This is a genomic window from Pseudomonas sp. BF-B-15 (assembly GCF_019946675.1).
In the GTDB taxonomy this organism is placed as follows: Bacteria; Pseudomonadota; Gammaproteobacteria; order Pseudomonadales; family Pseudomonadaceae; genus Aquipseudomonas; species Aquipseudomonas migulae.
This window is the reverse complement of the sequence record NZ_JAGYFZ010000002.1, coordinates 1-23,406: the sequence shown is the minus strand read 5'-3', so window position 1 is coordinate 23,406 and position 23,406 is coordinate 1. Positions and strand designations below refer to the sequence as shown.

The following is a 23,406-nucleotide window of genomic DNA, read 5'->3' as shown; positions in this document are numbered from 1 at the left end:
GCTCCTACGGGGGGGATGTGTAGTTATCAAGAACAGAGGCGGCCTCGCGGTCAATGGATGCCGCCTCTGTAACGATCAAAGATTTCCGGAGTACGCCATGGCCACCGCCATTCCCCTGAACGCGGGCACTGACCCCACCTTGAAGCAGCGGCTCAAGCACGCCGAGCGGATCAACCGCTGGAAGGCCCAGGCCTTGATCGCGCCATTGGTGCTGTTTCTGTTGCTGGTGTTCCTGGTGCCCATCGTGGCGCTGCTCTACAAAAGCGTTGGTAACCCGGAAGTGGTCGGCGGCATGCCGCGCACCGTGGCGGCCATCGCTAGCTGGGACGGCCGTGGCCTGCCCGCTGAACCGGTTTACAAAGCGGCCAGCGAAGACCTCGCTGAAGCGCGCAAGAATCAGACCCTGGGCGACCTGTCCAAGCGCTTGAACATGGAATTGGCCGGCTATCGCAGCCTGCTGACCAAAACCGCCCGCGCCTTGCCGTTCGCTACCGAACCGGCCTCTTATAAAGACGCGCTGGAAGGGCTCGACGAGCGTTGGGGCGACCCGGCCTACTGGCAAGCGGTGCGCCGCAACACCAGCAACATCACGCCGTACTACTTGCTGGCAGCGGTCGATCACCGCATCGATGACCTTGGCGAAATCGCCCCGGCCACGCCCGATCAGGCGATTTACCTCGACATCTTCGCCCGCACCTTCTGGATGGGCCTGATCATCACCGCCATCTGCCTGGTACTCGCCTATCCGTTGGCTTACCTGCTGGCGAATCTGCCGTCGCGTCAAAGCAACCTGTTGATGATCCTGGTGCTGCTGCCGTTCTGGACCTCGATTCTGGTGCGCGTCGCTGCGTGGATCGTATTGCTGCAATCGGGCGGGCTGATCAACAGCGGCCTGATGGCCATGGGCATCATCGATAAGCCGCTGGAGCTGGTGTTCAACCGCACCGGGGTTTATATCTCGATGGTGCACATCCTGCTGCCGTTCATGATCCTGCCGATCTACAGCGTGATGAAAGGCATCTCGCCGACCTACATGCGCGCCGCGATTTCCCTCGGCTGCCACCCGTTCGCCAGTTTCTGGCGGGTGTACTTCCCGCAGACCTATGCCGGTGTCGGCGCCGGTTGCCTGTTGGTGTTCATCCTCGCCATCGGCTACTACATCACCCCGGCCTTGCTGGGCAGCCCGAACGATCAGATGGTCAGTTACTTCGTCGCCTTCTACACCAACACCAGCATCAACTGGGGCATGGCGACCGCACTTGGTGGGCTGCTGCTGTTGGCGACCGTGGTGCTTTATCTGATTTACAGCTGGCTGGTGGGCGCCAGTCGCCTGCGCCTGAGCTAAGGGGAGAATCGAAATGCTGAGTCCTTACATGTCGCCCATCGAACGGGTGTGGTTCTACAGCTTGCGGATTCTCTGCGGCTTGATTTTGCTGTTCCTGATTCTGCCGGTGTTGGTGATCATCCCGTTGTCGTTCAACTCGGGCAGTTTCCTGGTGTATCCGCTGCAAGGTTTTTCGCTGCACTGGTATCAGGACTTCTTCGCCTCGGCGGAATGGATGCGTGCACTGAAGAACAGCATCATCGTCGCCCCGGCGGCGACCGTGCTGGCGATGGTGTTCGGTACGCTGGCGGCGATTGGCCTGACGCGGGGCGACTTCCCGGGCAAGGCGCTGGTGATGGCGTTGGTGATTTCGCCGATGGTGGTACCGGTGGTGATCATCGGCGTCGCGAGTTACCTGTTCTTTGCACCGCTGGGCCTGGGCAACAGCTTCTTCTCGTTGATCGTGGTGCACGCGGTGTTGGGTGTGCCGTTTGTGATCATCACGGTGTCGGCAACGTTGCAGGGGTTTAACCACAACCTGGTGCGCGCCGCTGCCAGCCTCGGTGCTTCGCCGCTGACCGCGTTCCGCCGCGTGACCTTGCCGCTGATTGCACCAGGTGTGATCTCCGGTGCGCTGTTTGCCTTCGCGACCTCGTTCGATGAAGTGGTGGTGACGTTGTTCCTCGCCGGTCCCGAGCAAGCGACCTTGCCACGGCAGATGTTCAGCGGTATCCGCGAAAACCTCAGCCCGACGATTGCCGCCGCGGCAACGCTGCTGATCGCCTTCTCGGTGATCCTGCTGCTGACCCTGGAATGGCTGCGTGGCCGCAGCGAAAAACTGCGCACCGCCCAGGTTTGATCAGCTTTTGATTTTGTAGGAGCGAAGCTTGCTCGCGAGAGGCCAGAACAGTCAGCATCGATGTTGACTGACATGGCCCCTTCGCGAGCAAGCTTCGCTCCTACATTAGATTTGTGTTGTTCCCATGTTTGGTCATTCACGCGCTGAATAGCAGACAAACCCCAATCCCCAGCTACTATTGTGCCCAGCTCCCCTATCTATAAGAGGCTGCGCACGATGAGTCTTTCCTCTTTCAAAATCGCACACAAACTGATCACCGGCGCAGCTGCCATCGAGCAACTGTCCGCCGAGCTCACGCGCCTGGACATCGACAACCCGTTGATCGTCACCGACGCCGCGCTGGTCAAATCCGGCACGGTGGAGCTGGCGCTCGCGCAGTTGGGGGACCGTAGCTACGAGATTTTCGACCGTGTACTGCCAGACCCGGAAATCGCCATCGTCGAAGACTGCATGCGCGTTTACCGTGAAGGCGGGCACGACGGGCTGATCGGCCTGGGCGGCGGCAGCGCGATCGACATCGCCAAAAGTGTTGCAGCGTATGCCGGTTATCACGGCGCGCTGGAGGATCTGTTCGGCATCGACCAGGTGCCGCGCAAGGGCCCGCCGCTGATCGCCATCCCGACCACCGCCGGCACCGGCTCGGAAGTGACCAACGTCGCGATCCTCTCCGACAAGGTCGCGCAGCTGAAAAAGGGCATCATCAGCGACTATCTGTTGCCGGACGTGGCGCTGGTCAGCCCGCAAATGACCCTGACCTGCCCGCGCAGTGTCACCGCCGCCAGTGGCGTCGATGCGCTGGTGCATGCCATCGAATCCTATTTGTCCCTCAATGCTTCAGCGATTACCGACGCGCTGGCCATCGGCGCGATCAAGTTGATCACCCAGGCGTTACCCAAGGCCTACGCCAATCCTTCCAATCTGCAGGCGCGTGAAGACATGGCCACCGCCAGCCTGATGGCCGGCATGGCGTTCGGCAATGCCGGGGTCGGCGCGGTGCATGCGCTGGCGTATCCGCTGGGCGGGCGTTTCAACATCGCCCACGGCGTCAGCAACGCCTTGTTGCTGCCGTACGTCATGACCTGGAACAAGATGGCCTGCGTCGAGCGCATGCAGGATATTGCCGAAGCCATGGGCGTGAAGACCGCTCATCTGAGCGCCAATGACGCCGCGGACAAAGCCGTCGAGGCGATGACCGCGTTGTGCGCAGCGGTAGAAATCCCGTCGGGCCTGCGCAGTTTCGGTGTTCCAGAGGATGCGATTCCGGCCTTGGCCCTGGAAGCCGCGGGTATCGAGCGCCTGATGCGCAACAATCCACGCAAACTGAGTGCGATTGATATCGAGAAGATCTACCGCGCGGCCTACTGATCATCGTCCTTACGGTGCGCGCGTCAAAGCATGAGGTATACAATGCGCGCCATCGTGATTCTGCTCAGAAAAGGTGCGTCATGCAGCCCTTCGTAATTGCTCCGTCGATTCTCTCCGCCGACTTCGCCCGCCTGGGTGAAGAAGTGGACAACGTTCTGGCCGCCGGCGCCGACTTCGTGCACTTCGATGTCATGGACAACCACTACGTGCCGAACCTGACCATCGGCCCGATGGTCTGTGCCGCGCTGCGCAAGTACGGCGTAACCGCGCCGATCGACGCGCACCTGATGGTCAGCCCGGTTGACCGCATCGTTGGCGACTTCATCGAGGCCGGCGCGACGTACATCACCTTCCACCCGGAAGCCACGCAGCACGTCGACCGTTCCCTGCAACTGATCCGCGAAGGCGGCTGCAAGTCGGGCCTGGTGTTCAACCCGGCGACCCCGCTGGACGTACTCAAGTACGTGATGGACAAGGTCGACATGATCCTGCTGATGAGCGTCAACCCGGGCTTCGGCGGGCAGAAGTTCATCCCCGGCACCCTCGACAAGCTGCGTGAGGCACGCGCATTGATCGATGCCTCGGGCCGTGACATCCGCCTGGAAATCGACGGCGGCGTGAACGTGAACAACATTCGTGAAATCGCGGCGGCTGGCGCCGATACCTTCGTGGCCGGCTCGGCGATCTTCAACGCGCCGAACTACCAGGAAGTCATCGAGAAGATGCGTTCCGAACTGGCGCTGGCCCGTCCATGAGTGGCTTTGAGCAGCTGTTCCCGGGGCGTCTGCCACGGCTGGTGATGTTCGATCTGGACGGCACGCTGGTCGATTCGGTCCCTGACCTCGCCGCGGCGGTGGATAACATGCTGCTCAAACTTGGGCGCCAGCCTGTCGGCATCGAATCGGTGCGTGACTGGGTCGGCAACGGCGTGCACTTGCTGGTGCGCCGGGCCCTGGCCAATCACATCGACGCCGAAGGTGTCGATGATGTCGAGGCTGAACATGCCCTGGAATTGTTCAACGGCTTTTACGAGGACGGTCACGACCTGACGGTGGTTTACCCCGGCGTGCGTGACACCCTCAAGTGGCTGAACAAGCAAGGCGTAGAGATGGCGCTGATCACCAACAAGCCGGAGCGCTTCGTCGCACCGTTGCTGGATCAGATGAAAATCGGCCGCTATTTCAAATGGATCATCGGCGGCGATACCTTGCCGCAGAAGAAACCTGACCCGGCAGCGCTGTTTTTCGTGATGAAAATGGCCAACATCCCGGCGTCGCAATCGCTGTTTGTCGGCGATTCGCGCAGCGATGTGCTGGCGGCGAAAGCGGCGGGGGTCAAATGCGTGGCCCTCAGTTATGGCTATAACCACGGTCGGCCGATTGCCGAAGAGTCGCCGGCGCTGGTCATCGACGACCTGCGCAAGCTAATTCCCGGTTGCCTGGATCCGGCCGCTGAGATAACGTTGGCCGACGCTGTTCAACCCCCTTCTGGAAACGCCATCGTGGTGGTCACTCGCAAACTCTGGATGAAAGTCATCAAGGCCCTGGCCCGCTGGCGTTGGCGCGCCTGACTTGTTCCTGGCCGGTCTACCGGCGCGTTTGCATACCTGACTGTTAGCACCTCAAGCCACGAGGCTACCCCATGATCCGCGAAGAATTCCTGCGTTTGGCCGCTGCCGGCTATAACCGCATCCCGCTTGCCTGCGAAACCCTGGCCGATTTCGACACGCCGCTGTCGATCTACCTGAAACTGGCTGACGAGCCCAATTCCTACCTGCTCGAATCCGTGCAGGGCGGGGAGAAGTGGGGCCGTTACTCGATCATCGGCCTGCCGTGCCGCACCGTGCTGCGGGTTCATGACCATCACATCAGCGTGACCCATGACGGCGTCGAGATTGAAAGCCATGAAGCGGAAGACCCGCTGGCGTTCGTCGAAGAATTCAAAGCCCGTTACAACGTACCGACCATCCCCGGCCTGCCACGCTTCAACGGCGGCCTGGTGGGTTATTTCGGTTACGACTGCGTGCGTTATGTGGAAAAGCGTCTGGGCAAGTGCCCGAACCCGGATCCGCTGGGCGTGCCGGACATTCTGCTGATGGTGTCCGATGCGGTGGTGGTGTTCGACAACCTCGCCGGCAAAATGCACGCAATTGTCCTGGCCGACCCGTCGCAGGACGATGCCTTCGAGCAAGGTCAGACGCGCCTGCAAGAGCTGCTGGAAAAACTCCGTCAGCCAATCACTCCGCGCCGAGGCCTGGACTTCAGCAAGCAACAATCGGCTGACCCGCTGTTCCGCTCCAGTTTCACCCAGGACGATTACGAAAAAGCCGTCGACACCATCAAGGAATACATCCTGGCCGGTGACTGCATGCAGGTCGTGCCGTCCCAGCGCATGTCGATCGACTTCAAGGCGGCGCCGATTGATCTGTACCGGGCGCTGCGTTGCTTCAACCCGACGCCTTATATGTACTTCTTCAACTTCGGCGACTTCCACGTCGTCGGCAGTTCGCCGGAAGTGCTGGTGCGGGTCGAAGACAATCTGATCACCGTTCGCCCGATTGCCGGCACCCGTCCGCGTGGGGCTAACGAAGAGGCGGACCTGGCGCTGGAGAAAGACCTGCTCTCCGACCACAAGGAAATCGCCGAACACCTGATGCTGATCGACCTGGGTCGTAACGACACCGGTCGTGTATCGGAAATCGGCTCGGTGAAGCTCACCGAGAAAATGGTTATCGAGCGTTATTCCAACGTGATGCACATTGTTTCCAACGTCACCGGGCAACTGAAAGCCGGGCTGACGGCAATGGACGCATTGCGGGCGATCCTGCCGGCGGGCACCTTGTCCGGCGCACCGAAGATTCGCGCGATGGAAATCATCGACGAACTGGAGCCGGTCAAGCGTGGCGTCTATGGCGGCGCGGTCGGTTACTTTGCCTGGAACGGCAACATGGACACGGCGATTGCGATCCGCACCGCCGTGATCAAGAACGGCGAACTGCACGTGCAGGCCGGTGGCGGCATCGTTGCCGACTCGGTGCCGGCGCTGGAATGGGAAGAAACCCTGAACAAGCGTCGTGCCATGTTCCGCGCAGTCGCCCTGGCTGAACAAACCCCGGAAAGCTGACCGATGAACGTGACCCGTATGCCATGTCGCTTTGGCTGACAAAGCGCTGCGGGTCGCTCATTCGAAGGCAGCCTTTATAGTCCGTGAATTCAAGAGGTTCTCAAGCCATGTTGCTGATGATCGATAACTACGACTCTTTTACCTACAACGTTGTGCAATACCTCGGTGAGCTAGGCTCTCAGGTTAAAGTCGTGCGCAACGATGAACTGACCGTTGCCGAAATCGAAGCCCTCAACCCTGAGCGCATCGTTGTGTCGCCCGGTCCTTGCACGCCGACCGAAGCGGGCGTCTCGATTGACGTCATCAAGCATTTCGCCGGCAAACTGCCGATTCTCGGCGTGTGCCTGGGTCATCAATCCATCGGCCAGGCCTTCGGCGGCGATGTGGTTCGTGCCCGCCAGGTGATGCACGGCAAGACCAGCCCGGTGTTCCACGAAGACAAAGGTGTCTTCGAAGGCCTGAACCATCCGCTGACCGTCACGCGTTATCACTCGTTGATCGTCAAGCGCGAAACCTTGCCGGACTGCCTGGAGCTGACCGCCTGGACTCAGCTTGAAGACGGTTCGGTCGACGAAATCATGGGCCTGCGCCACAAGACGCTGAACATCGAAGGTGTGCAGTTTCACCCTGAGTCTATCCTGACCGAGCAGGGCCACGAGTTGTTCGCCAACTTCCTCAAACAAACCGGCGGCACGCGCTAAGGACTTCCCATGAATATCAAGACAGCCCTCAGCCGTATCGTCGATCAACTCGACCTCAGCACCGATGAAATGCGCGATGTGATGCGCGAGATCATGACCGGGCAATGCACGGACGCGCAGATCGGCGCGTTCATGATGGCCATGCGCATGAAGAGCGAAAGCATCGACGAGATCGTCGGCGCCGTGTCGGTCATGCGCGAGCTGGCGGACAAGGTCGAACTGAAAACCCTCGACGGCGTGGTTGATGTGGTCGGCACCGGCGGCGATGGGGCGAACATTTTCAACGTCTCGACGGCTTCTTCCTTTGTGGTGGCAGCCGCCGGTTGCACTGTGGCCAAGCACGGTAACCGTGCGGTCTCGGGCAAAAGCGGCAGCGCCGATCTGCTGGAAGCGGCGGGCATCTACCTGAACCTGACGCCGGTTCAGGTAGCGCGCTGCATCGACAACGTCGGCATCGGTTTCATGTTTGCCCAGACTCATCACAAAGCCATGAAATATGCCGCCGGCCCGCGCAAGGATCTTGGTCTGCGTACCCTGTTCAATATGCTCGGCCCGCTTACGAATCCGGCTGGCGTGAAACATCAGGTGGTGGGCGTGTTCAGCCAGGCGCTGTGCCGGCCATTGGCCGAAGTCTTGCAACGTCTGGGCAGCAAGCATGTGCTGGTGGTGAACTCGAAAGACGGCCTGGACGAATTCAGTCTGGCTGCGCCGACCTACGTGGCGGAATTGAAGAATGACCAGATCACCGAGTATTGGGTCGAGCCGGAAGATTTGGGCATGAAGAGCCAGAGCCTGCACGGCCTGGCGGTGGAAAGCCCGGCCGCTTCGCTTGAGCTGATTCGCGATGCCCTGGGCAAGCGCAAGACCGAGAGCGGTCAGAAAGCTGCCGAGATGATCGTGCTCAATGCCGGTGCTGCACTCTATGCCGCCGACCTGGCGACCAGTTTGAAAGAAGGCGTTGCCCTGGCGCACGATGCGCTGCACACAGGCCTCGCTCGGGAAAAACTTGAGGAGTTGGGTGCATTTACCGCGGTATTCAAAGTGGAGAATGAGGGATGAGTGTACCGACGGTTCTGGAAAACATTCTGGCGCGCAAAGTCCAGGAAGTCGCCGAGCGTAGCGCTCGTGTGAGCCTGGCCGAGCTGGAAAGTCTGGCCAAGGCGGCCGATGCACCCCGTGGTTTTGCCAAGGCATTGCTGGCGCAGGCCAAGCTGAAGCAGCCAGCGGTCATTGCTGAAATCAAGAAAGCTTCGCCGAGCAAAGGCGTGATTCGCGAGAACTTCGTTCCTGCCGATATCGCCAGGAGCTACGAGAAGGGCGGCGCGACCTGCCTGTCGGTGCTCACCGATATCGATTATTTCCAGGGCGCAGATGCATATCTGCAACAGGCCCGGGCGGCGTGCAAACTGCCGGTGATCCGCAAGGATTTCATGATCGATCCGTATCAGATCGTCGAAGCCCGTGCGTTGGGCGCGGACTGCGTGCTGTTGATCGTCTCCGCGCTGGACGACGTGAAAATGGCCGAGCTGGCGGCGGTGGCAAAAAGCGTTGGCCTCGACGTGCTGGTGGAAGTCCATGACGGCGACGAACTGGAGCGGGCCTTGAAAACCCTCGACACGCCGCTGGTCGGCGTGAACAACCGCAACCTGCACACCTTCGACGTCAGTCTGGAAACCACGCTGGATTTGTTGCCGCGGATTCCGCGTGACCGGTTGGTGATCACTGAAAGCGGCATCCTCAATCGGGCCGATGTCGAGCTGATGGAAATCAGCGACGTGTATGCGTTCCTGGTCGGCGAAGCGTTCATGCGCGCCGAAAGCCCGGGCACCGAGCTTCAGCGCCTGTTCTTCCCGGAGCGTGGCGTACCCGTCAGCGGTTCTACACTCGACTGATTACTGGCAGATCGAGTCGACCCCATCGCCGGCAAGCCGGTCTCGCTCCTACATTGGATCTATGGTGTTAGCAGATCCCTTGTGGGAGCGAGACCGGCTTGCCGGCGATGGCGGCATAAGACACACCTCAGACCTCAAGTCTTACGGAGCACCTTATGACCTCACCTGTCCCTCTGACCATCGAAGCCGGCCTGCAAGCGGAACAGGATTTGCTGGCGTCGGTCTGTGCAGGCGATTCAGAGTTTGGCCTGTTGTTCTGGCAGCCAAGCGATCGGGCTCTGGTCATGCCGCGCCGTTTGAATCGCCTGCCCGGTTTCGATCACGCTTGTGAAGTATCGGCGGCAGCCGGCTGGCCAGTCCTTTTGCGTGAAACCGGCGGCGAGCCCGTGCCGCAGTCGGCTTCAACCATCAACATCGCGTTGGTCTACGCGCCACCGCGTAGCGAGGGCGACCAGAACCGCATCGAAACCGCCTATCGCAGGCTCTGCGATCCGATCTGTCAGTTGCTGGATGAACTGGGTGGCGTTTCGTCCCTGGGCGAAATCGACGGTGCATTTTGCGATGGCCGTTTCAACGTCAATCTCGACGGTCGCAAGATGGTCGGCACCGCCCAGCGTTGGCGCCAGAGCAAGGGCGGCACGCGCCCGGTCGGGTTGGTGCACGGTGCGTTGTTGCTGGATAACGAGCGCGAATCAATGGTCGCGGCGGTCAATCGCTTCAATGAAGCGTGCGGCCTGGAGCAACGGGTCCGCGCCGAAAGCCACATCGCGCTCCATGAGAAGTTCGCCGCGCCTGACGCATTGGCACGGCTCGATGCACTCTATCGCCAGTTGCTGGCAGACATGTTCAAGGCTTAGCGCGTCCCGAAGACCACCATGGTCTTGCCTTTGACGTCCACCAGGTTGCGTTCTTCCAGATCTTTAAGAACGCGACCGACCATCTCCCGGGAACACCCGACAATCCGCCCGATTTCCTGACGGGTCACCTTGATCTGCATGCCATCGGGGTGGGTCATCGCATCGGGCTGTTTGCACAATTCCAGCAGGCAACGGGCAACGCGACCTGTCACGTCGAAGAATGCGAGGTCACCGACCTTGCGTGTGGTGTTGCGCAGGCGTTGTGCGATTTGTCCGCTAAGTACGTAAAGAATGTCCGGGTCTTGCTGGGACAGCTCGCGGAATTTGGCGTAGCTGATTTCAGCGACTTCGCACTCGATCTTGGCGCGCACCCAGGCGCTGCGTTCCTGTTCCAGACCGGCCTGTTCAAACAGACCCAACTCGCCGAAGAAGTCTCCGGAGTTCAGGTAGGCAATGATCATTTCACGGCCGTCGTCATCCTCGATCAGGATGGTGACCGAGCCTTTGATGATGAAGAACAGCGTCTCCGAGCGGTCGCCGGCGCAAATGATATTGCTCTTGGCCGCATAGCGACGGCGCTGGCAATGCATCAACAGTTTGTCGAGGTTCTTGATCTTGGGTGTAGGGGCAATAGCAACCATGGTTGTATCCCGGAAAGACTGCACGGTGTGTTTGGTTTTTTTATGAGGCACTGAGGTTGCTACAAAGCTGGCAATGCGCCAGCGAATTGGCGCCAGCTTAACAGACACTTCCTGCAATATTCGAGATTTTACCTACAAAGCAAAAGGTTCTGTCCTAGGACGGCGAGCGCTGTCAATCCAGGGCCCTGTGCTAAGCTGGCGACCCTTTTTTATACAGTGGAGTCTTGGCGATGAAGGCACGCATCCAATGGGCTGGCGAAGCCATGTTCCTCGGCGAATCCGGTAGCGGTCATGTCGTGGTCATGGACGGTCCGCCCGATGCCGGTGGTCGTAACCTGGGTGTCCGGCCGATGGAAATGCTCCTGCTGGGTGTCGGCGGTTGCAGCAATTTCGACGTGGTCAGCATTCTCAAGAAGTCCCGTCAGGCCGTCGAAAGCTGCGAAGCCTTCCTCGAAGCCGAGCGCGCGACCGAGGACCCGAAGGTCTTCACCAAGATCCACATGCACTTCGTGGTCAAGGGGCGCGGGCTGAAAGAAGCCCAGGTCAAGCGCGCCATCGAGCTGTCTGCCGAGAAGTATTGCTCGGCCTCGATCATGCTCGGCGCGGCGGGTGTCGCGATTACCCACGACTACGAAATCATCGAACTCGGTTGATTCGACATTCAACTATCATAAAAGCGGTGCAGACTCTGGCGATCCCAAGCTGACGTCTGCATAATGCGCCACTTTTTTCAGGGTAGTGGTCCGTCAACCGACAGACCGCTCACCCGAACAGACAACCAAAATCGCCATCGCGAAGAGGTGTTAACCGTCCTACGCAGGTGCGTCGTACGCATCTGACGGGCATGCTTGATCACGCGGCCCGGGCCGCAATACATAGAGAGTTTTTAACGGTGAAAAGCAAACTCAAGCTCCACGGGTTCAATAACCTGACAAAGACCTTGAGCTTCAACATCTATGACATCTGCTACGCGGAAACCCCGCAAGACCAGCAGGCTTACGTCGAGTACATCAATGAAGAGTACAACGCGAAACGCCTGACGCAGATCCTCACGGAAGTTGTCGATATCATTGGTGCCAACATCCTGAACATTGCCAGTCAGGACTACGACCCACAAGGCGCCAGCGTCACGATTCTGATCTCTGAAGAGCCGGTGACTCCGACCGACAGCCAGATCGAAGAGTCTCCGGGCCCGTTGCCCGAAATCATCCTGGCCCACCTCGACAAGAGCCACATCACGGTGCACACCTACCCGGAAATCCATCCGGACGACGGTATTGCGACCTTCCGTGTGGACATTGACGTGTCGACCTGTGGCGTCATTTCACCGCTTAAAGCGCTCAACTTCCTGATTCACCAGTTCGATTCGGACATCGTGACCGTGGATTATCGTGTGCGCGGTTTCACCCGTGACGTCGAAGGCAACAAGCACTTCATCGATCACGAGATCAACTCGATCCAGAACTACCTGTCCGAAGACACCCGTGACGCGTACCAGATGACCGACGTGAACGTGTACCAGGAAAACCTGTTCCACACCAAAATGCTGTTGAAGAACTTCGAGCTGGATAACTACCTGTTCGGCGACGCGACCAACAACCTGTCCCCTGAGCAACGCGCCCAAGTGACGGATCGTGTGAAACACGAAATGCTCGAAATCTTCTACGCGCGCAACATGCCGACCTAAGATTCTCGCGAGCACAAAAAAAGGCGACTCCCTCACGGCAGTCGCCTTTTTTATTGCCGCAGATCCCATGTAGGAGCGAGGCTTGCCCGCGAAGAGGCCCTAACGAACAACACAATCGTCAGATTCTGTAGGTACTCTTGGTCATCACCTTGGCCATCAAGCTCATCCCGAACTTCACCGGCGCCGGAAAACGAAAGCCCCCAGCCTCCAGCGCACTTTCGGCATGTTGCTCTTCATCAACACGCATCTGCTCAAGAATCGCCCGGGACTTTTCGTCCTCGGCCGGCAGTTGCTCAAGGTGTTCGTTCAAGTGCTTGCACACCTGATGCTCGGTAGCCGCAACGAAACCCAGGCTGACCTTGTCGCTGATCAAACCGGCCACCGCGCCAATCCCGAATGACATGCCGTAGAACAGCGGGTTGAGAATGCTGGTATGGCTGCCCAACTGCTTGATGCGTTGCTCGCACCAGACCAGATGGTCGATCTCTTCTTCAGCAGCATGTTCCATGGCGGCGCGCACCTGCGGCAACTTGGCGGTCAGGGCCTGCCCTTGATACAGCGCCTGGGCGCAGACTTCGCCGGTATGGTTGATGCGCATCAGGCCGGCGACGTGCCGGGTGTCTTCGTCGCTCATTTGCGTTTCCGGCTGCACGATCGCAGGGGACGGACGGTACGGCTGGCCGCTGAAGGGCAGCAGGGTACGCATCGCGGCATCGGCTTGCAGCAGAAGACGGTCAATGGGCGAGTAGTGACGTTGGGTAGTCATGCTGATCTCCGGGAGGAATCTCGGCGGCCAGTTTAACCCAATCGGCCGGGGAAGGTTTGCGCTGGGTCATCAACCCTGTAGGAGCGAGGCTTGCCCGCGAAGAACGATAATGCGGTCTATCTGAACAACCGCATCGACCTTTTCGCGGGCAAGCCTCGCTCCTACAGGGATGCGCAGTGAATCAACCCGGCGGCCAGTGCATCTGACGCTGACCCAGCACATGCATATGAATGTGGTAGACAGTTTGCCCACCTTCTTCATTACAGTTCATGACAACGCGAAAACCTTTTTCGCAACCCAGTTCCAGTGCCAGGCGCTGGGCGGTGAACAGAATATGCCCGGCCAATGCCTTGTCGTCCTCGGTGAGGTCGTTCAAGGTGCGCACCGGTTTCTTCGGGATCACCAGGAAATGCACCGGTGCCTGCGGGGCGATGTCGTGGAAGGCCAGTACCTGGTCGTCCTCGTAAATGATCTTCGCCGGGATTTCCCGGTTGATGATCTTGGTGAACAGAGTATCCACAGCTGTTTTCTCCGTTGTTTGGGCTGGCCTGAGTGTACTCATGGGTGATCCCCGAGCCCAGCCTTTTGCCTTGAGGCCAGGTCAGCGCGGGCAATAGGCCTTGTTGACCATGCCTGTGATGGTCCTGATCAGCCAGCGTGAGCCGAGCCGTGGCAGGAAAGCGAACCAGCGGTTCAGCCGGCCCGGAATAATAATGGCGCGATTCTTATCCAGAGCCCGCACGGTATAGAGCGCGACTTCCTCGGGACTCATCAGCAGTTTGCTGTCGACCAGTTTGTCGCTGTTCAGTTGTGCGGTGCGGAAAAACGCGGTGCGGGTCGGGCCGGGGCAGAGTACGGAAACCTTGACTGCGCATTTCTTCAGCTCGACGCGCAGCCCTTCGGAAAAGTGCAGTACATAGGCTTTGCTGGCGTAGTAAGTGCTCATCCACGGGCCGGGATGGAACGCTGCAACCGAGGCGACGTTCAAGATCTGCCCACCGCCCTGCAAGGCCATGCTGTTGCCGATGGCATGGCACAGGCGAGTGAGGGCCAGAATGTTCACCTCGATCAGGTCTTGTTCGGTCATCCAGTCCTGCGCCAGAAACGGGCCGCAGGTGCCGATGCCGGCGCAGTTCACCAGCAAGTCGATCTGCCGGTCGCCTTCTTCCAGTTCAAGCAGAAACCCGGACAGGCGCAGCGGCTCGCCGAGGTCGCAGGCGCGGAACAACACCTCCACGCCAAAACGTTGGGTCAGTTCAATTGCAATACTTTCCAGCTGATCACGCTGTCGGGCCACCAGAATCAGGCTGCGGCCACGGCGGGCCAGCGCTTCGGCCATCGCCAGGCCGATGCCGCTGGAAGCGCCAGTGATCAGAGCGTAACGGGTCATGCAGTTCTCCATCGCAACAGCTCCGCGCCTGCGACGCAGGTGTCACGGGCGGGGAGCGCTGTTCATTCTTTCGCAGAGTCTACAGGGGCCGGGGCTTATTGGGCTTCCTCGTCTGCGGAATCCGGCACTTCTTCAGCCTCTGCGGCGGGCTCGACTTCCACTTCTTCGGTGGTTACCGAGCCGCTGTCATAGCTGAGTCCGGCAGCGTCTTCGTACTCTTGCTGGATCGCACTGGAAGCGCCGGTCAATACACCGACAAAAAAGATGATGGCAATGAATACCACCCACAGCGAAGACAGCACTTTGACTGCCGTGGTGTTTGGCGGTGGTGGTGGGCCGTAGCGATTGGCGATGGTGTTGCCCGGCACGCACATGATCGCAAGCGAAAAGAAGCTGCCTACGAACGGCACGAGATTGAGCAGCCAGGTCCAGCCGGACCAGCCGATGTCGTGCAGGCGCTGAACGCTGATCTGAATGCTGACGACCGCGATGGCGATCCCCAGGAAGATTGCCACCAGGCCACCGACAATCAGGCCTGCAGTCGAGTCGCTGGCGATCAGGGCGATGGCGAAAATGGCGACGACCGACCCGACGCCGAGCATGACCAGCGTCAGCACCATGGTCCAGGCCAGATAGCGCAAACGACCGATTCGCCCTTCGACGCCAAAAGGCTTGAGCGTGCCGAACGGCGGCAGGTTTTCGCCGACCCTGGCCTGAGGTGGTGCGTACGGCGACTCCGGTTCTGCGAACGCGGGTTTGCTGCTGGCGGGGGCGTGGTGGTGAGCGTCGGCCAGGTTCAGTTCAATTGGGGGCTCGGCTTCGATGCGGGCTTCGATGCCGGTTTTCGTCAGCGCCTGAAGGTAGGTTTGCGCGTCAGTCTGCGACAGGCCTTGCTTGAGCGTAACAGCCTTTCCGTTGAACAGTCGTTCGACGGCTGCCACTTCGCTTTTGTACAACGCCGCCAGATTGAGTTTGGCGGTGGTGAGGTCGATCCCCGGCAGCAGAGCGCCGTCGAATACGATCTTGAAACGGTTGTCGCTCATTGCGAGGCATCCTTGTCGCGGGTGTTTGAATAGTTAGAGAGTTGCGAGCCCGGAGTGTAAGGCCAGTCGAGGATGACTGGCCAAATTTCCTGCTAACGCGGCCAGCGTTTCGGCAGTTGTGCTGCCAGCTCCAGCGCCTGGCGGTATTCAGCGTCCAGTCGTGCAACCAATTGATCCACGCTCGGTAAATCGTCTATCTCTCCGACGCCCTGGCCGGCGGACCACACGGTTTTCCAGGCCTTGGCTTCATCGCTCAATGGCTTGAGCTTGGAGCCGAAGTTGACCTCGCCTTTGTTTTGCAACGCCGCCATGTCGAAACCGGCCGCTTCCAGGCTTTGGCGCATGAAACTCGCCGGAACACCCGACACCGCCGGAGTATGAATGATGTCTGCCGCTCTGGATGTCAGCAGCATCTCCTTGTAGGCCTCAGGCGCATGGCTTTCGGTGGTGCCGATAAATCGCGTACCGAAGTAGGCCAGATCCGCACCGAGCAATTGTGCCGCGAGTATCTCGTGACCGTGATTGAGGCAGCCGGCCAGCAACAGCGTCTTGTCGAAGAACTGGCGGATTTCGGCAATCAGCGAAAACGGGCTCCAGGTACCCGCGTGTCCACCGGCGCCTGCGGCAACGGCGATCAAACCATCTACGCCAGCCTCCGCTGCTTTCTCTGCGTGGCGACGAGTCGTTACGTCATGGAATACCAGGCCGCCGTAGCCGTGGACTGCGTCGACCAGTTCTTTAACGGCGCCAAGGCTGGTGATCACGATCGGCACCTTGTGCTCGATGCAGATCTCCAGGTCTGCTTGCAGGCGCGGGTTGCTGTTGTGGACGATCAGGTTCACGGCGTAGGGCGCCGGTTTTTCCATTGTCGCCAACCCTGCTTCGATCTCTTCCAGCCAGGCCTTGAAGCCGCTGCTCTCACGCTGGTTCAGCGCGGGGAAGCTGCCGACCACGCCATTACGGCAGCAGGCGAGTACCAGTTGCGGGTTGGAAATCAGGAACATCGGCGCTGCCACCACGGGCAGACGCAAACGTTGTTCGAGCAAAGCGGGCAGCGACATTGGAAGTACCCCGGTGAGTGGTGCCGATTGAAGTTAGAACGGCCGAACGACGACCAGAATTACGATAGCCAGCAATATCAGAACCGGCACTTCATTGAACCAGCGATAAAAGACATGGCTGCGGGTGTTCTCGCCACGGGCAAATCGTTTCACCTGCGCGCCGCACATGTGGTGGTAGCCGATCAGGATCACCACCAGCGTCAATTTGGCGTGAATCCAGGCACCTTGGCTGAATATGCCCGGGTTCAGCCCGATCAGCGCAATGCCGAAAACCAGCGTGGCGATCATCGCCGGGCCCATGATGCCGCGATACAGCTTGCGCTCCATCAGGCTGAAGCGTTCCTTGCTGACGGTGTCTTCGCTTTGGGCGTGATAGACGAACAGGCGCGGCAGGTAAAACAGGCCGGCAAACCAGCAGACCATGCTGATGATATGAAGCGCTTTGAGCCACAGATAAAGCATTTTTGGTTATTCCCAGGTTCACGGTAGCGAAGATAGTAGAGGGTAGAGCGTCCGCACGTCACCTTGACGGTTGTCGCAGGGCGATACGGGCCCTATTATCGACGGCTTTCCAGTGGGTTCGTTGAGGGCAGGTTTATGGTCAAGGTCGGTATCGTCGGCGGCACGGGTTACACCGGTGTCGAACTGCTGCGTCTGTTGGCACAGCATCCGCAGGCAGAAGTGGTAGTGATCACTTCCCGATCCGAGGCCGGTCTGGCCGTAGCTGATATGTACCCGAACCTGCGCGGCCATTACGACGGCCTGGCGTTCAGCGTTCCGGACATCAAGACCCTGGGCGCCTGCGACGTGGTGTTCTTCGCCACGCCTCACGGTGTTGCCCACGCGCTGGCCGGTGAACTGCTGGCGGCCGGAACCAAGGTCATCGACCTGTCCGCGGACTTCCGTCTGCAAGATGCCGATGAGTGGGCCAAGTGGTACGGCCAGCCGCACGGTGCGCCACAGCTGCTGGAAGAAGCGGTCTACGGCTTGCCGGAAGTCAATCGCGAACAGATCAAGCAGGCTCGCCTGATCGCCGTACCGGGTTGCTATCCAACGGCTACGCAATTGGGTTTCCTGCCATTGCTCGAAGCTGGTCTGGCCGATACCACGCGCTTGATCGCTGACTGCAAATCCGGCGTCAGTGGTGCGGGTCGTGGCGCGGCCGTAGGCTCGTTGTACTCCGAGACGTCGGAAAGCATGAAGGCCTACGCTGTGAAAGGTCACCGTCACTTGCCGGAAATTCGCCAGGGTCTGCGTCGAGCTGCAGGAAAGGATGTCGGCCTGACCTTCGTTCCGCACCTGACGCCGATGATTCGCGGCATTCACTCGACGCTCTACGCGACGGTCGTGGATCGTTCGGTGGATCTGCAGGCGCTGTTTGAAAAGCGCTATGCCAACGAGCCGTTCGTTGATGTGATGCCAGCAGGCAGCCACCCGGAAACCCGCAGCGTGCGCGGCGCCAACGTCTGCCGTATCGCCGTGCATCGTCCGCAGGACGGTGACCTGGTGGTGGTGTTGTCGGTCATCGATAACCTGGTAAAAGGTGCGTCGGGTCAGGCGGTGCAGAACCTGAACATCCTGTTCGGTCTGGATGAGCGTCTGGGCTTGTCGCACGCTGGTATGTTGCCGTAAGGCTTTAGCCCGCTCAGCAAAAAGGCCCGTTGAACGGGCCTTTTTGCGTTTCGAACCGGCAATCGGGTTTATTGATATACCGTAACAATAGTTGACCGCTTTTCTAGGAGAAGCGGATAATGCGCGTCATCACGCATTATGGCGGCGTAACGCCGGGAGATAGTCAGCATGAGCGTCGAATCCTTCACCCCCACGGCTTTGCAATTTACCCACGGTGCCGCGCACAAGGTGAAGAGCCTGGTCGATGAAGAGGGGAATGATCGCTTGAAGCTGCGCGTATTCGTTACGGGCGGCGGTTGTTCAGGTTTTCAGTACGGCTTCACCTTCGATGAAGAAGTGGCCGATGACGACACCATCGTCGAGCGCGAGGGTGTGAGCCTGGTCGTCGATCCGATGAGCTTCCAGTACCTGGCAGGTGCCGAGGTGGATTACCAGGAAGGTCTGGAAGGTTCGCGTTTCGTGATCAAGAACCCGAACGCCAGCACCACGTGTGGCTGCGGCTCTTCGTTCTCGATCTGATCGCGATTCACCGCATTACAAACGCCGCATGGCCTCAGGGCTCTGCGGCGTTTTGCTGTCTGGCGTTCAGGCCGGGTAGATGGCGCCGAGTACGCGCAGGCCGCGAGCGCCGGTGACGCTTGGACGATTGGCCGCGATGCCTTCCAGGCAGCAATGAGCCAGCCAGGCGAAGGCCATGGCTTCGACCCAGTCCGGGTCAACGCCATGAGTGGCGGTGCTGCTGACGTTCGCGTTTGGCAGCAGGGCGGCCAAGCGCTTCATCAGCGTGGCGTTGTGCGCGCCGCCGCCGCAGACCAGCAACTCTCGGGTATCCGCTTGTGCGCTTTGCAATGATTCGACGATGGTCAGCGCGGTCAGCTCAAGCAGTGTTGCTTGCACGTCTTCGGCGGCGAAGGTCGGCAATTGCGAAAGATGCTGTGTCAGCCATGGCAGATTGAACACTTCACGACCGGTGCTCTTCGGGCCTTTGGTCACGAAGAACGGATCACTGAGTAGCGCTTTCAACAGAACAGGTTCGACTTGGCCGCTGGCTGCCCATTGGCCGTCACGATCAAAGTTTTCGCCGCGTTGCTGATGAATCCACGCGTCCAGCAGTACGTTCCCGGGGCCGCAGTCGAAACCGGCTACGGGTTGGCCGGGTTCGATCAGGCTGAGGTTGCTGAAACCGCCGACGTTCAATACTGCGCGGTTGCCCGCCTGCTCTTCAAACAGCGCTTCGTGAAACGCTGGCACCAGTGGTGCGCCTTGCCCGCCGGCCGCAACGTCGCGACTGCGGAAGTCACTGACCACGGTGATGCCGGTCAATTCGGTCAGCAGGGCAGGGTTGCCGATCTGTACCGTGAAGCCGCGTGCCGGTTCGTGGCGAATGGTCTGGCCATGGCTGCCAATCGCGCGAATGTCTTCGGGGTTCAGGTTTTGTTGATCAAGAAGGGTGTGAATGCCCTGCGCCGCCAGAGTCACCCAGTTTTGCTGGGCGATGGCGGAGCGGGCAATCTCGTCCGGGCCGCTGGCGCACAAGCCAAGCAACTCGGTGCGCAGGGAATCAGGCATGGGAATGTAGTGCGTGGCGACCAGTCTGATCGCCGGGTTCAACTCAACCAGCGCGATGTCCAGGCCATCGAGACTGGTTCCGGACATCACACCTATATAGCGCGTCATGGCTTAGCGCTTGCTCGAAGCCAGTTGGGTGGATTTTTCTTGATCCATACGCGCCATCAGAGGCTGACTCTGCGCGAGGAAACGTGCCCGTTCTGCTTTGGAAATTGGATCGGCCATCGCCACTTTTTGACCTAGTGGATCGACGTGCACACCATTGACCTGGAACTCGTAGTGCAGATGCGGTCCGGTGGACAGGCCGGTAGTGCCGATATAGCCAATCACTTGACCCTGCTTGACGGAGCTGCCCGTCTGGACACCTTTCGCAAAGCCCTGCATATGGCCGTACAGCGTGCGATAAGTGTTGCCGTGCTGGATGATCACGGTATTGCCATAACCGCCGCGACGGCCGGCCAACAACACCTTGCCATCACCGGCCGCCTTGATTGGCGTACCGCGCGGAGCTGCGTAGTCGACGCCTTTGTGAGCGCGGATCTTGTTCAGGATCGGGTGTTTGCGGCCCATGGAGAATTTCGAACTGATGCGGGCAAAGTCTACCGGGGTGCGGATAAACGCCTTGCGCATGCTGTTGCCGTCAGCAGTGTAGTAGCTGCTGTTGCCTTGTTTGTTGGTGTAACGCACGGCGGTGTAGGTCTTGCCGCGGTTGGTGAAGCGTGCGGAAAGTATCGGGCCATTGCCGACAGCCTTGCCGTTGACGACTTTCTGTTCGTAGATCACGTCGAACTCGTCACCCTGGCGAATATCCTGGGCGAAGTCGACGTCATAGCCAAACACGCTGGCCATGTCCATGGTCAGGCTGTGGGACAGGCCGGCGCGCGCGGCGGACTGCGACAACGAGCTGTTGATCACGCCGTGAACGTAGGCGGAGCGCACGGTAGGCTTGGCGGTGATGCGGTTGAACACATAACCCTTGTCATTCTTGGTCAGGGTGATGCTTTCGAGGTCGCTGACCTTGCTGTGCAGGTTGGTCAGCTGGCCTTCGGGGTTCAGTTCGAATTCGAGTTTCTGGCCGTGTTTGAGTTGGCTGAATTGCTTGGCCTGCTTGTCGCTGGCCAATACTTCATGCACCGAAGTGGCCGGAAGGCCGACTTTCTCGAACAGCGTGGAGAGCGTATCGCCTTTGGCGACGATCACTTCCCTGTGATTGGGACCCTTCTTTTCTTCGACAACCGGCGCGGGTTTGGCCTGGGCAGTTTCCTGGGACTCTTCGGAGCTGTCTTCGATCTGCGCAAAAGGGGAAGTTGCCGGCTCATTTGTGGCTTGGGCGACGTCGGCAGCGTCTTGATCTTGTGTCAGTTGTTCAGCAGGGCTTTCCAGTTCAAGACTCAGTGTCGTCTTTTTTGCTTCTACATCACTGGAAGGAAATACCAGAAGCGCCAGGCTCAGAAGGGCGGCGATACCACTTGCTGCGAGCAGGTGGGTCTTCGGGTAAAGCGGAGGCGCTTTAGACGATTCTTTGGTCATAGGTAATTTTGACTTTGAAAAAGATGAATTGGAAAAGATGAATGACATGATGAAGATGAAATAACTGTATAAAATATAACCAAATCATCTCTGAAGCAAGTCCGTGGTCACTCTGTCAGCGGATTGGCGTCATTGCGCCGGCCAAACTTTGTATTTGACGCGTGATCTTGTATGGTTGGTTCCCTTTGAATTCGAGCCTTGCGGGTCTGTTATGAAGTCGGTTGAAGAGCAGCTAGCGCTGATCAAACGTGGTGCAGAAGAACTGTTGGTCGAGTCCGAGCTGATCGAAAAGCTCAAGCGTGGCCAGCCGCTACGTATTAAGGCAGGCTTCGATCCGACCGCGCCGGATTTGCACCTGGGTCACACGGTGCTTATTAATAAGCTGCGCCAGTTCCAGGAGCTGGGGCATCAGGTGATCTTCCTTATAGGTGACTTCACCGGGATGATCGGTGATCCGAGCGGCAAGAGCGCTACGCGTCCGCCGCTAACCCGTGAGCAGGTTCTCGAGAATGCCGAGACCTACAAGACCCAGGTTTTCAAGATTCTTGATCCGGCCAAAACCGAGGTGGCGTTCAACTCCACCTGGATGGATCAGATGGGGCCGGCCGACTTCATTCGCCTGACTTCGCAGTACACCGTTGCTCGCATGCTCGAGCGCGACGATTTCGACAAGCGCTACACGACCAATCAGCCAATCGCCATCCATGAGTTCCTCTATCCGCTGGTTCAGGGTTACGACTCGGTCGCCTTGCGCGCGGATGTCGAGCTGGGCGGTACCGATCAGAAGTTCAACCTGTTGATGGGGCGTGAGCTGCAGCGCGGTTATGGGCAGGATCCTCAGTGCATTCTGACCATGCCGTTGCTTGAAGGCCTGGATGGCGTGAAGAAGATGTCCAAGTCCTTGGGCAACTACGTCGGTATTCAGGAAGCGCCGGGAGTGATGTACAGCAAGCTGGTTTCGATTCCGGATGCGCTGATGTGGCGTTACTTCGAATTGCTCAGCTTCCGTTCCATGGATGAGATCAATGCGTTCCGTGCCGATGTCGAGGCGGGTGCCAATCCGCGCGACATCAAGATCAAGCTGGCCGAAGAGATTGTTGCGCGCTTCCATGGTGAAGAGGCAGCAGCCAATGCTCACCGTGCGGCGGGCAATCGTATGAAGGATGGCGAGCTGCCGGACGATCTGCCGGAAATCGAATTGACCGCTACTGAAGATATGCCGATCGCTGCTGTCCTTAATAAGGCAGGCCTGGTGAAGAACTCGGCGGTAGCGCGTGATCTGCTGAATTCCGGCGGTGTACGTATAGATGGTGAGGTTGTGGATCGCACCTTTATATACGTGCTGGGCGCGACCCATGTTTGCCAGGCTGGCAAGAAGGCATTTGCGCGTATTTCGCTCAAATCCGAATAAAGCTGGAATTAGGGGTTGACGGCAGATTCTGGAAGTCTATAATTCGCCCCACTTCCGGCGCAGTCGAAACGGAAAACTCCTTGGTAAACAATGAGTTACGCAGTTTTCGGCAGCGAGTTGCTTCAGCTCATCGAAGCCCAGAAGGAGTTGGAAGAGCGGTGTTGTGTGGCTCTTTTAACGGTTCGATCTTCTCGGTCGAAAGCGGAGAAAAAGAGGTGTTGACAGCAGCGAGTAACGCTGTAGAATTCGCCTCCCGCTAACGAGAGATCGGAAGCGCAAGTGGTTGAAGTTGCAAAGGAAACTTTGAAAACTTCTGAAAATAACCGCTTGACAGATACAGAGGACGCTGTAGAATGCGCGCCTCGGTTGAGACGAAAGATCTTAACCAACCGCTCTTTAACAACTGAATCAAGCAATTCGTGTGGGTACTTGTGGAGTCAGACTGATAGTCAACAAGATTATCAGCATCACAAGTTACTCCGCGAGAAATCAAAGATGTAACCAACGATTGCTGAGCCAAGTTTAGGGTTTCTTAAAAACCCAAAGATGTTTGAA

The 23,406-nt window shown here is 58.9% G+C and carries 24 protein-coding genes; 15 read left to right on the top strand and 9 right to left on the bottom strand.

The genetic code is table 11. The features are described from left to right. Nucleotides 1–97 precede the first annotated feature (97 nt). The 10 genes from KGA97_RS01155 (at nt 98) to KGA97_RS01110 (ending at nt 10,121) form a co-directional block, all read left to right on the top strand. Nucleotides 98–1,345: an ABC transporter permease gene (locus KGA97_RS01155; protein WP_008027082.1), complete on the top strand. Its 1,248-nt coding sequence runs from the start codon at nt 98–100 to the stop codon at nt 1,343–1,345. A 13-nt stretch (nt 1,346–1,358) separates the two neighbouring features. After that, nucleotides 1,359–2,183 (top strand): ABC transporter permease, encoded by an 825-nt coding sequence (locus tag KGA97_RS01150; RefSeq protein ID WP_008027084.1) that lies wholly within the window; start codon nt 1,359–1,361, stop codon nt 2,181–2,183. A gap of 216 nt (nt 2,184–2,399) precedes the next feature. After that, nucleotides 2,400–3,548, top strand: coding sequence for an iron-containing alcohol dehydrogenase (locus KGA97_RS01145; RefSeq protein ID WP_223416347.1), 1,149 nt, complete (start codon nt 2,400–2,402; stop codon nt 3,546–3,548). 80 nt (nt 3,549–3,628) lie between these two features. Then, nucleotides 3,629–4,303 (top strand): ribulose-phosphate 3-epimerase, encoded by a 675-nt coding sequence (gene rpe / locus KGA97_RS01140; RefSeq protein WP_008035979.1) that lies wholly within the window; start codon nt 3,629–3,631, stop codon nt 4,301–4,303. Further along, nucleotides 4,300–5,118, top strand: a complete 819-nt coding sequence (locus KGA97_RS01135) for a phosphoglycolate phosphatase (protein ID WP_223480073.1) — start codon at nt 4,300–4,302, stop codon at nt 5,116–5,118. The genes rpe and KGA97_RS01135 overlap by 4 nt, the downstream gene beginning before the upstream one ends. 71 nt (nt 5,119–5,189) lie before the next feature. Next, nucleotides 5,190–6,671, top strand: a complete 1,482-nt coding sequence (trpE, locus tag KGA97_RS01130) for an anthranilate synthase component I (RefSeq protein ID WP_223480072.1) — start codon at nt 5,190–5,192, stop codon at nt 6,669–6,671. Between the two features lie 107 nt (nt 6,672–6,778). Beyond that, the gene (locus KGA97_RS01125; RefSeq protein ID WP_008027095.1) at nt 6,779–7,372 is read left to right on the top strand and encodes an aminodeoxychorismate/anthranilate synthase component II; all 594 of its coding nucleotides are present in this window, start codon (nt 6,779–6,781) and stop codon (nt 7,370–7,372) included. Nucleotides 7,373–7,381: 9 nt separating this feature from the next. After that, nucleotides 7,382–8,431 carry an anthranilate phosphoribosyltransferase gene (gene trpD, locus KGA97_RS01120; RefSeq protein ID WP_008027097.1) on the top strand — a complete coding sequence of 350 codons (1,050 nt, stop codon included), beginning with the start codon at nt 7,382–7,384 and terminating at the stop codon, nt 8,429–8,431. After that, on the top strand, nt 8,428–9,264 hold the full coding sequence (trpC, locus tag KGA97_RS01115) for an indole-3-glycerol phosphate synthase TrpC (RefSeq protein ID WP_008035982.1): 837 nt from the start codon (nt 8,428–8,430) through the stop codon (nt 9,262–9,264). The genes trpD and trpC overlap by 4 nt, the downstream gene beginning before the upstream one ends. Before the next feature lie 155 nt (nt 9,265–9,419). Beyond that, a complete protein-coding gene (locus KGA97_RS01110; protein ID WP_223480071.1) occupies nt 9,420–10,121 on the top strand; it encodes a biotin/lipoate A/B protein ligase family protein in 702 nt (233 codons plus the stop codon). On the opposite strand, the gene crp is transcribed toward KGA97_RS01110, so the two are convergent. After that, a complete protein-coding gene (crp, locus tag KGA97_RS01105; RefSeq protein WP_008027103.1) occupies nt 10,118–10,762 on the bottom strand; it encodes a cAMP-activated global transcriptional regulator CRP in 645 nt (214 codons plus the stop codon). The genes KGA97_RS01110 and crp overlap by 4 nt on opposite strands. Nucleotides 10,763–10,992: 230 nt before the next feature. Between crp and KGA97_RS01100 the strand changes: the two genes are divergently transcribed. After that, the gene (locus KGA97_RS01100; RefSeq protein ID WP_007941657.1) at nt 10,993–11,415 is read left to right on the top strand and encodes an OsmC family protein; all 423 of its coding nucleotides are present in this window, start codon (nt 10,993–10,995) and stop codon (nt 11,413–11,415) included. Nucleotides 11,416–11,654: 239 nt separating this feature from the next. Then, entirely contained in the window at nt 11,655–12,449 is a 795-nt protein-coding gene (speD, locus tag KGA97_RS01095) for an adenosylmethionine decarboxylase (protein ID WP_008027106.1), read from the top strand. A 118-nt stretch (nt 12,450–12,567) separates the two neighbouring features. Here speD and coq7 read toward each other — a convergent pair whose 3' ends face one another. The 6 genes from coq7 to hemJ form a co-directional block, all read right to left on the bottom strand. Then, nucleotides 12,568–13,215, bottom strand: coding sequence for a 2-polyprenyl-3-methyl-6-methoxy-1,4-benzoquinone monooxygenase (gene coq7, locus KGA97_RS01090; RefSeq protein ID WP_008027108.1), 648 nt, complete (start codon nt 13,213–13,215; stop codon nt 12,568–12,570). A gap of 181 nt (nt 13,216–13,396) precedes the next feature. Further along, nucleotides 13,397–13,735, bottom strand: coding sequence for a histidine triad nucleotide-binding protein (locus tag KGA97_RS01085; RefSeq protein WP_008027110.1), 339 nt, complete (start codon nt 13,733–13,735; stop codon nt 13,397–13,399). Nucleotides 13,736–13,816: 81 nt separating this feature from the next. Further along, nucleotides 13,817–14,605, bottom strand: coding sequence for an SDR family NAD(P)-dependent oxidoreductase (locus tag KGA97_RS01080; RefSeq protein WP_032828658.1), 789 nt, complete (start codon nt 14,603–14,605; stop codon nt 13,817–13,819). A gap of 95 nt (nt 14,606–14,700) precedes the next feature. Beyond that, on the bottom strand, nt 14,701–15,648 hold the full coding sequence (locus tag KGA97_RS01075) for a DUF805 domain-containing protein (RefSeq protein WP_223480070.1): 948 nt from the start codon (nt 15,646–15,648) through the stop codon (nt 14,701–14,703). Nucleotides 15,649–15,740: 92 nt separating this feature from the next. Then, nucleotides 15,741–16,709 (bottom strand): NAD(P)H-dependent flavin oxidoreductase, encoded by a 969-nt coding sequence (locus tag KGA97_RS01070; protein WP_008035990.1) that lies wholly within the window; start codon nt 16,707–16,709, stop codon nt 15,741–15,743. 33 nt (nt 16,710–16,742) lie between these two features. Next, the gene (gene hemJ / locus KGA97_RS01065) at nt 16,743–17,171 is read right to left on the bottom strand and encodes a protoporphyrinogen oxidase HemJ (protein WP_008027117.1); all 429 of its coding nucleotides are present in this window, start codon (nt 17,169–17,171) and stop codon (nt 16,743–16,745) included. A gap of 135 nt (nt 17,172–17,306) precedes the next feature. On the opposite strand from hemJ, the gene argC reads away from it, so the two are divergent. Together argC and erpA are read left to right on the top strand one after the other, a co-directional pair. Next, nucleotides 17,307–18,341 (top strand): N-acetyl-gamma-glutamyl-phosphate reductase, encoded by a 1,035-nt coding sequence (argC, locus tag KGA97_RS01060; RefSeq protein ID WP_008035993.1) that lies wholly within the window; start codon nt 17,307–17,309, stop codon nt 18,339–18,341. A 168-nt stretch (nt 18,342–18,509) separates the two neighbouring features. Further along, the gene (gene erpA, locus KGA97_RS01055; RefSeq protein WP_007947969.1) at nt 18,510–18,860 is read left to right on the top strand and encodes an iron-sulfur cluster insertion protein ErpA; all 351 of its coding nucleotides are present in this window, start codon (nt 18,510–18,512) and stop codon (nt 18,858–18,860) included. A 66-nt stretch (nt 18,861–18,926) separates the two neighbouring features. Here erpA and KGA97_RS01050 read toward each other — a convergent pair whose 3' ends face one another. Then, a complete protein-coding gene (locus tag KGA97_RS01050) occupies nt 18,927–20,018 on the bottom strand; it encodes an anhydro-N-acetylmuramic acid kinase (RefSeq protein WP_223480069.1) in 1,092 nt (363 codons plus the stop codon). Nucleotides 20,019–20,021: 3 nt separating this feature from the next. Next, nucleotides 20,022–21,440 carry a peptidoglycan DD-metalloendopeptidase family protein gene (locus tag KGA97_RS01045; protein WP_223452650.1) on the bottom strand — a complete coding sequence of 473 codons (1,419 nt, stop codon included), beginning with the start codon at nt 21,438–21,440 and terminating at the stop codon, nt 20,022–20,024. Between the two features lie 211 nt (nt 21,441–21,651). Between KGA97_RS01045 and tyrS the strand changes: the two genes are divergently transcribed. Beyond that, entirely contained in the window at nt 21,652–22,851 is a 1,200-nt protein-coding gene (gene tyrS, locus KGA97_RS01040) for a tyrosine--tRNA ligase (RefSeq protein ID WP_008027125.1), read from the top strand. The last annotated feature ends 555 nt before the right edge of the window (nt 22,852–23,406 follow it).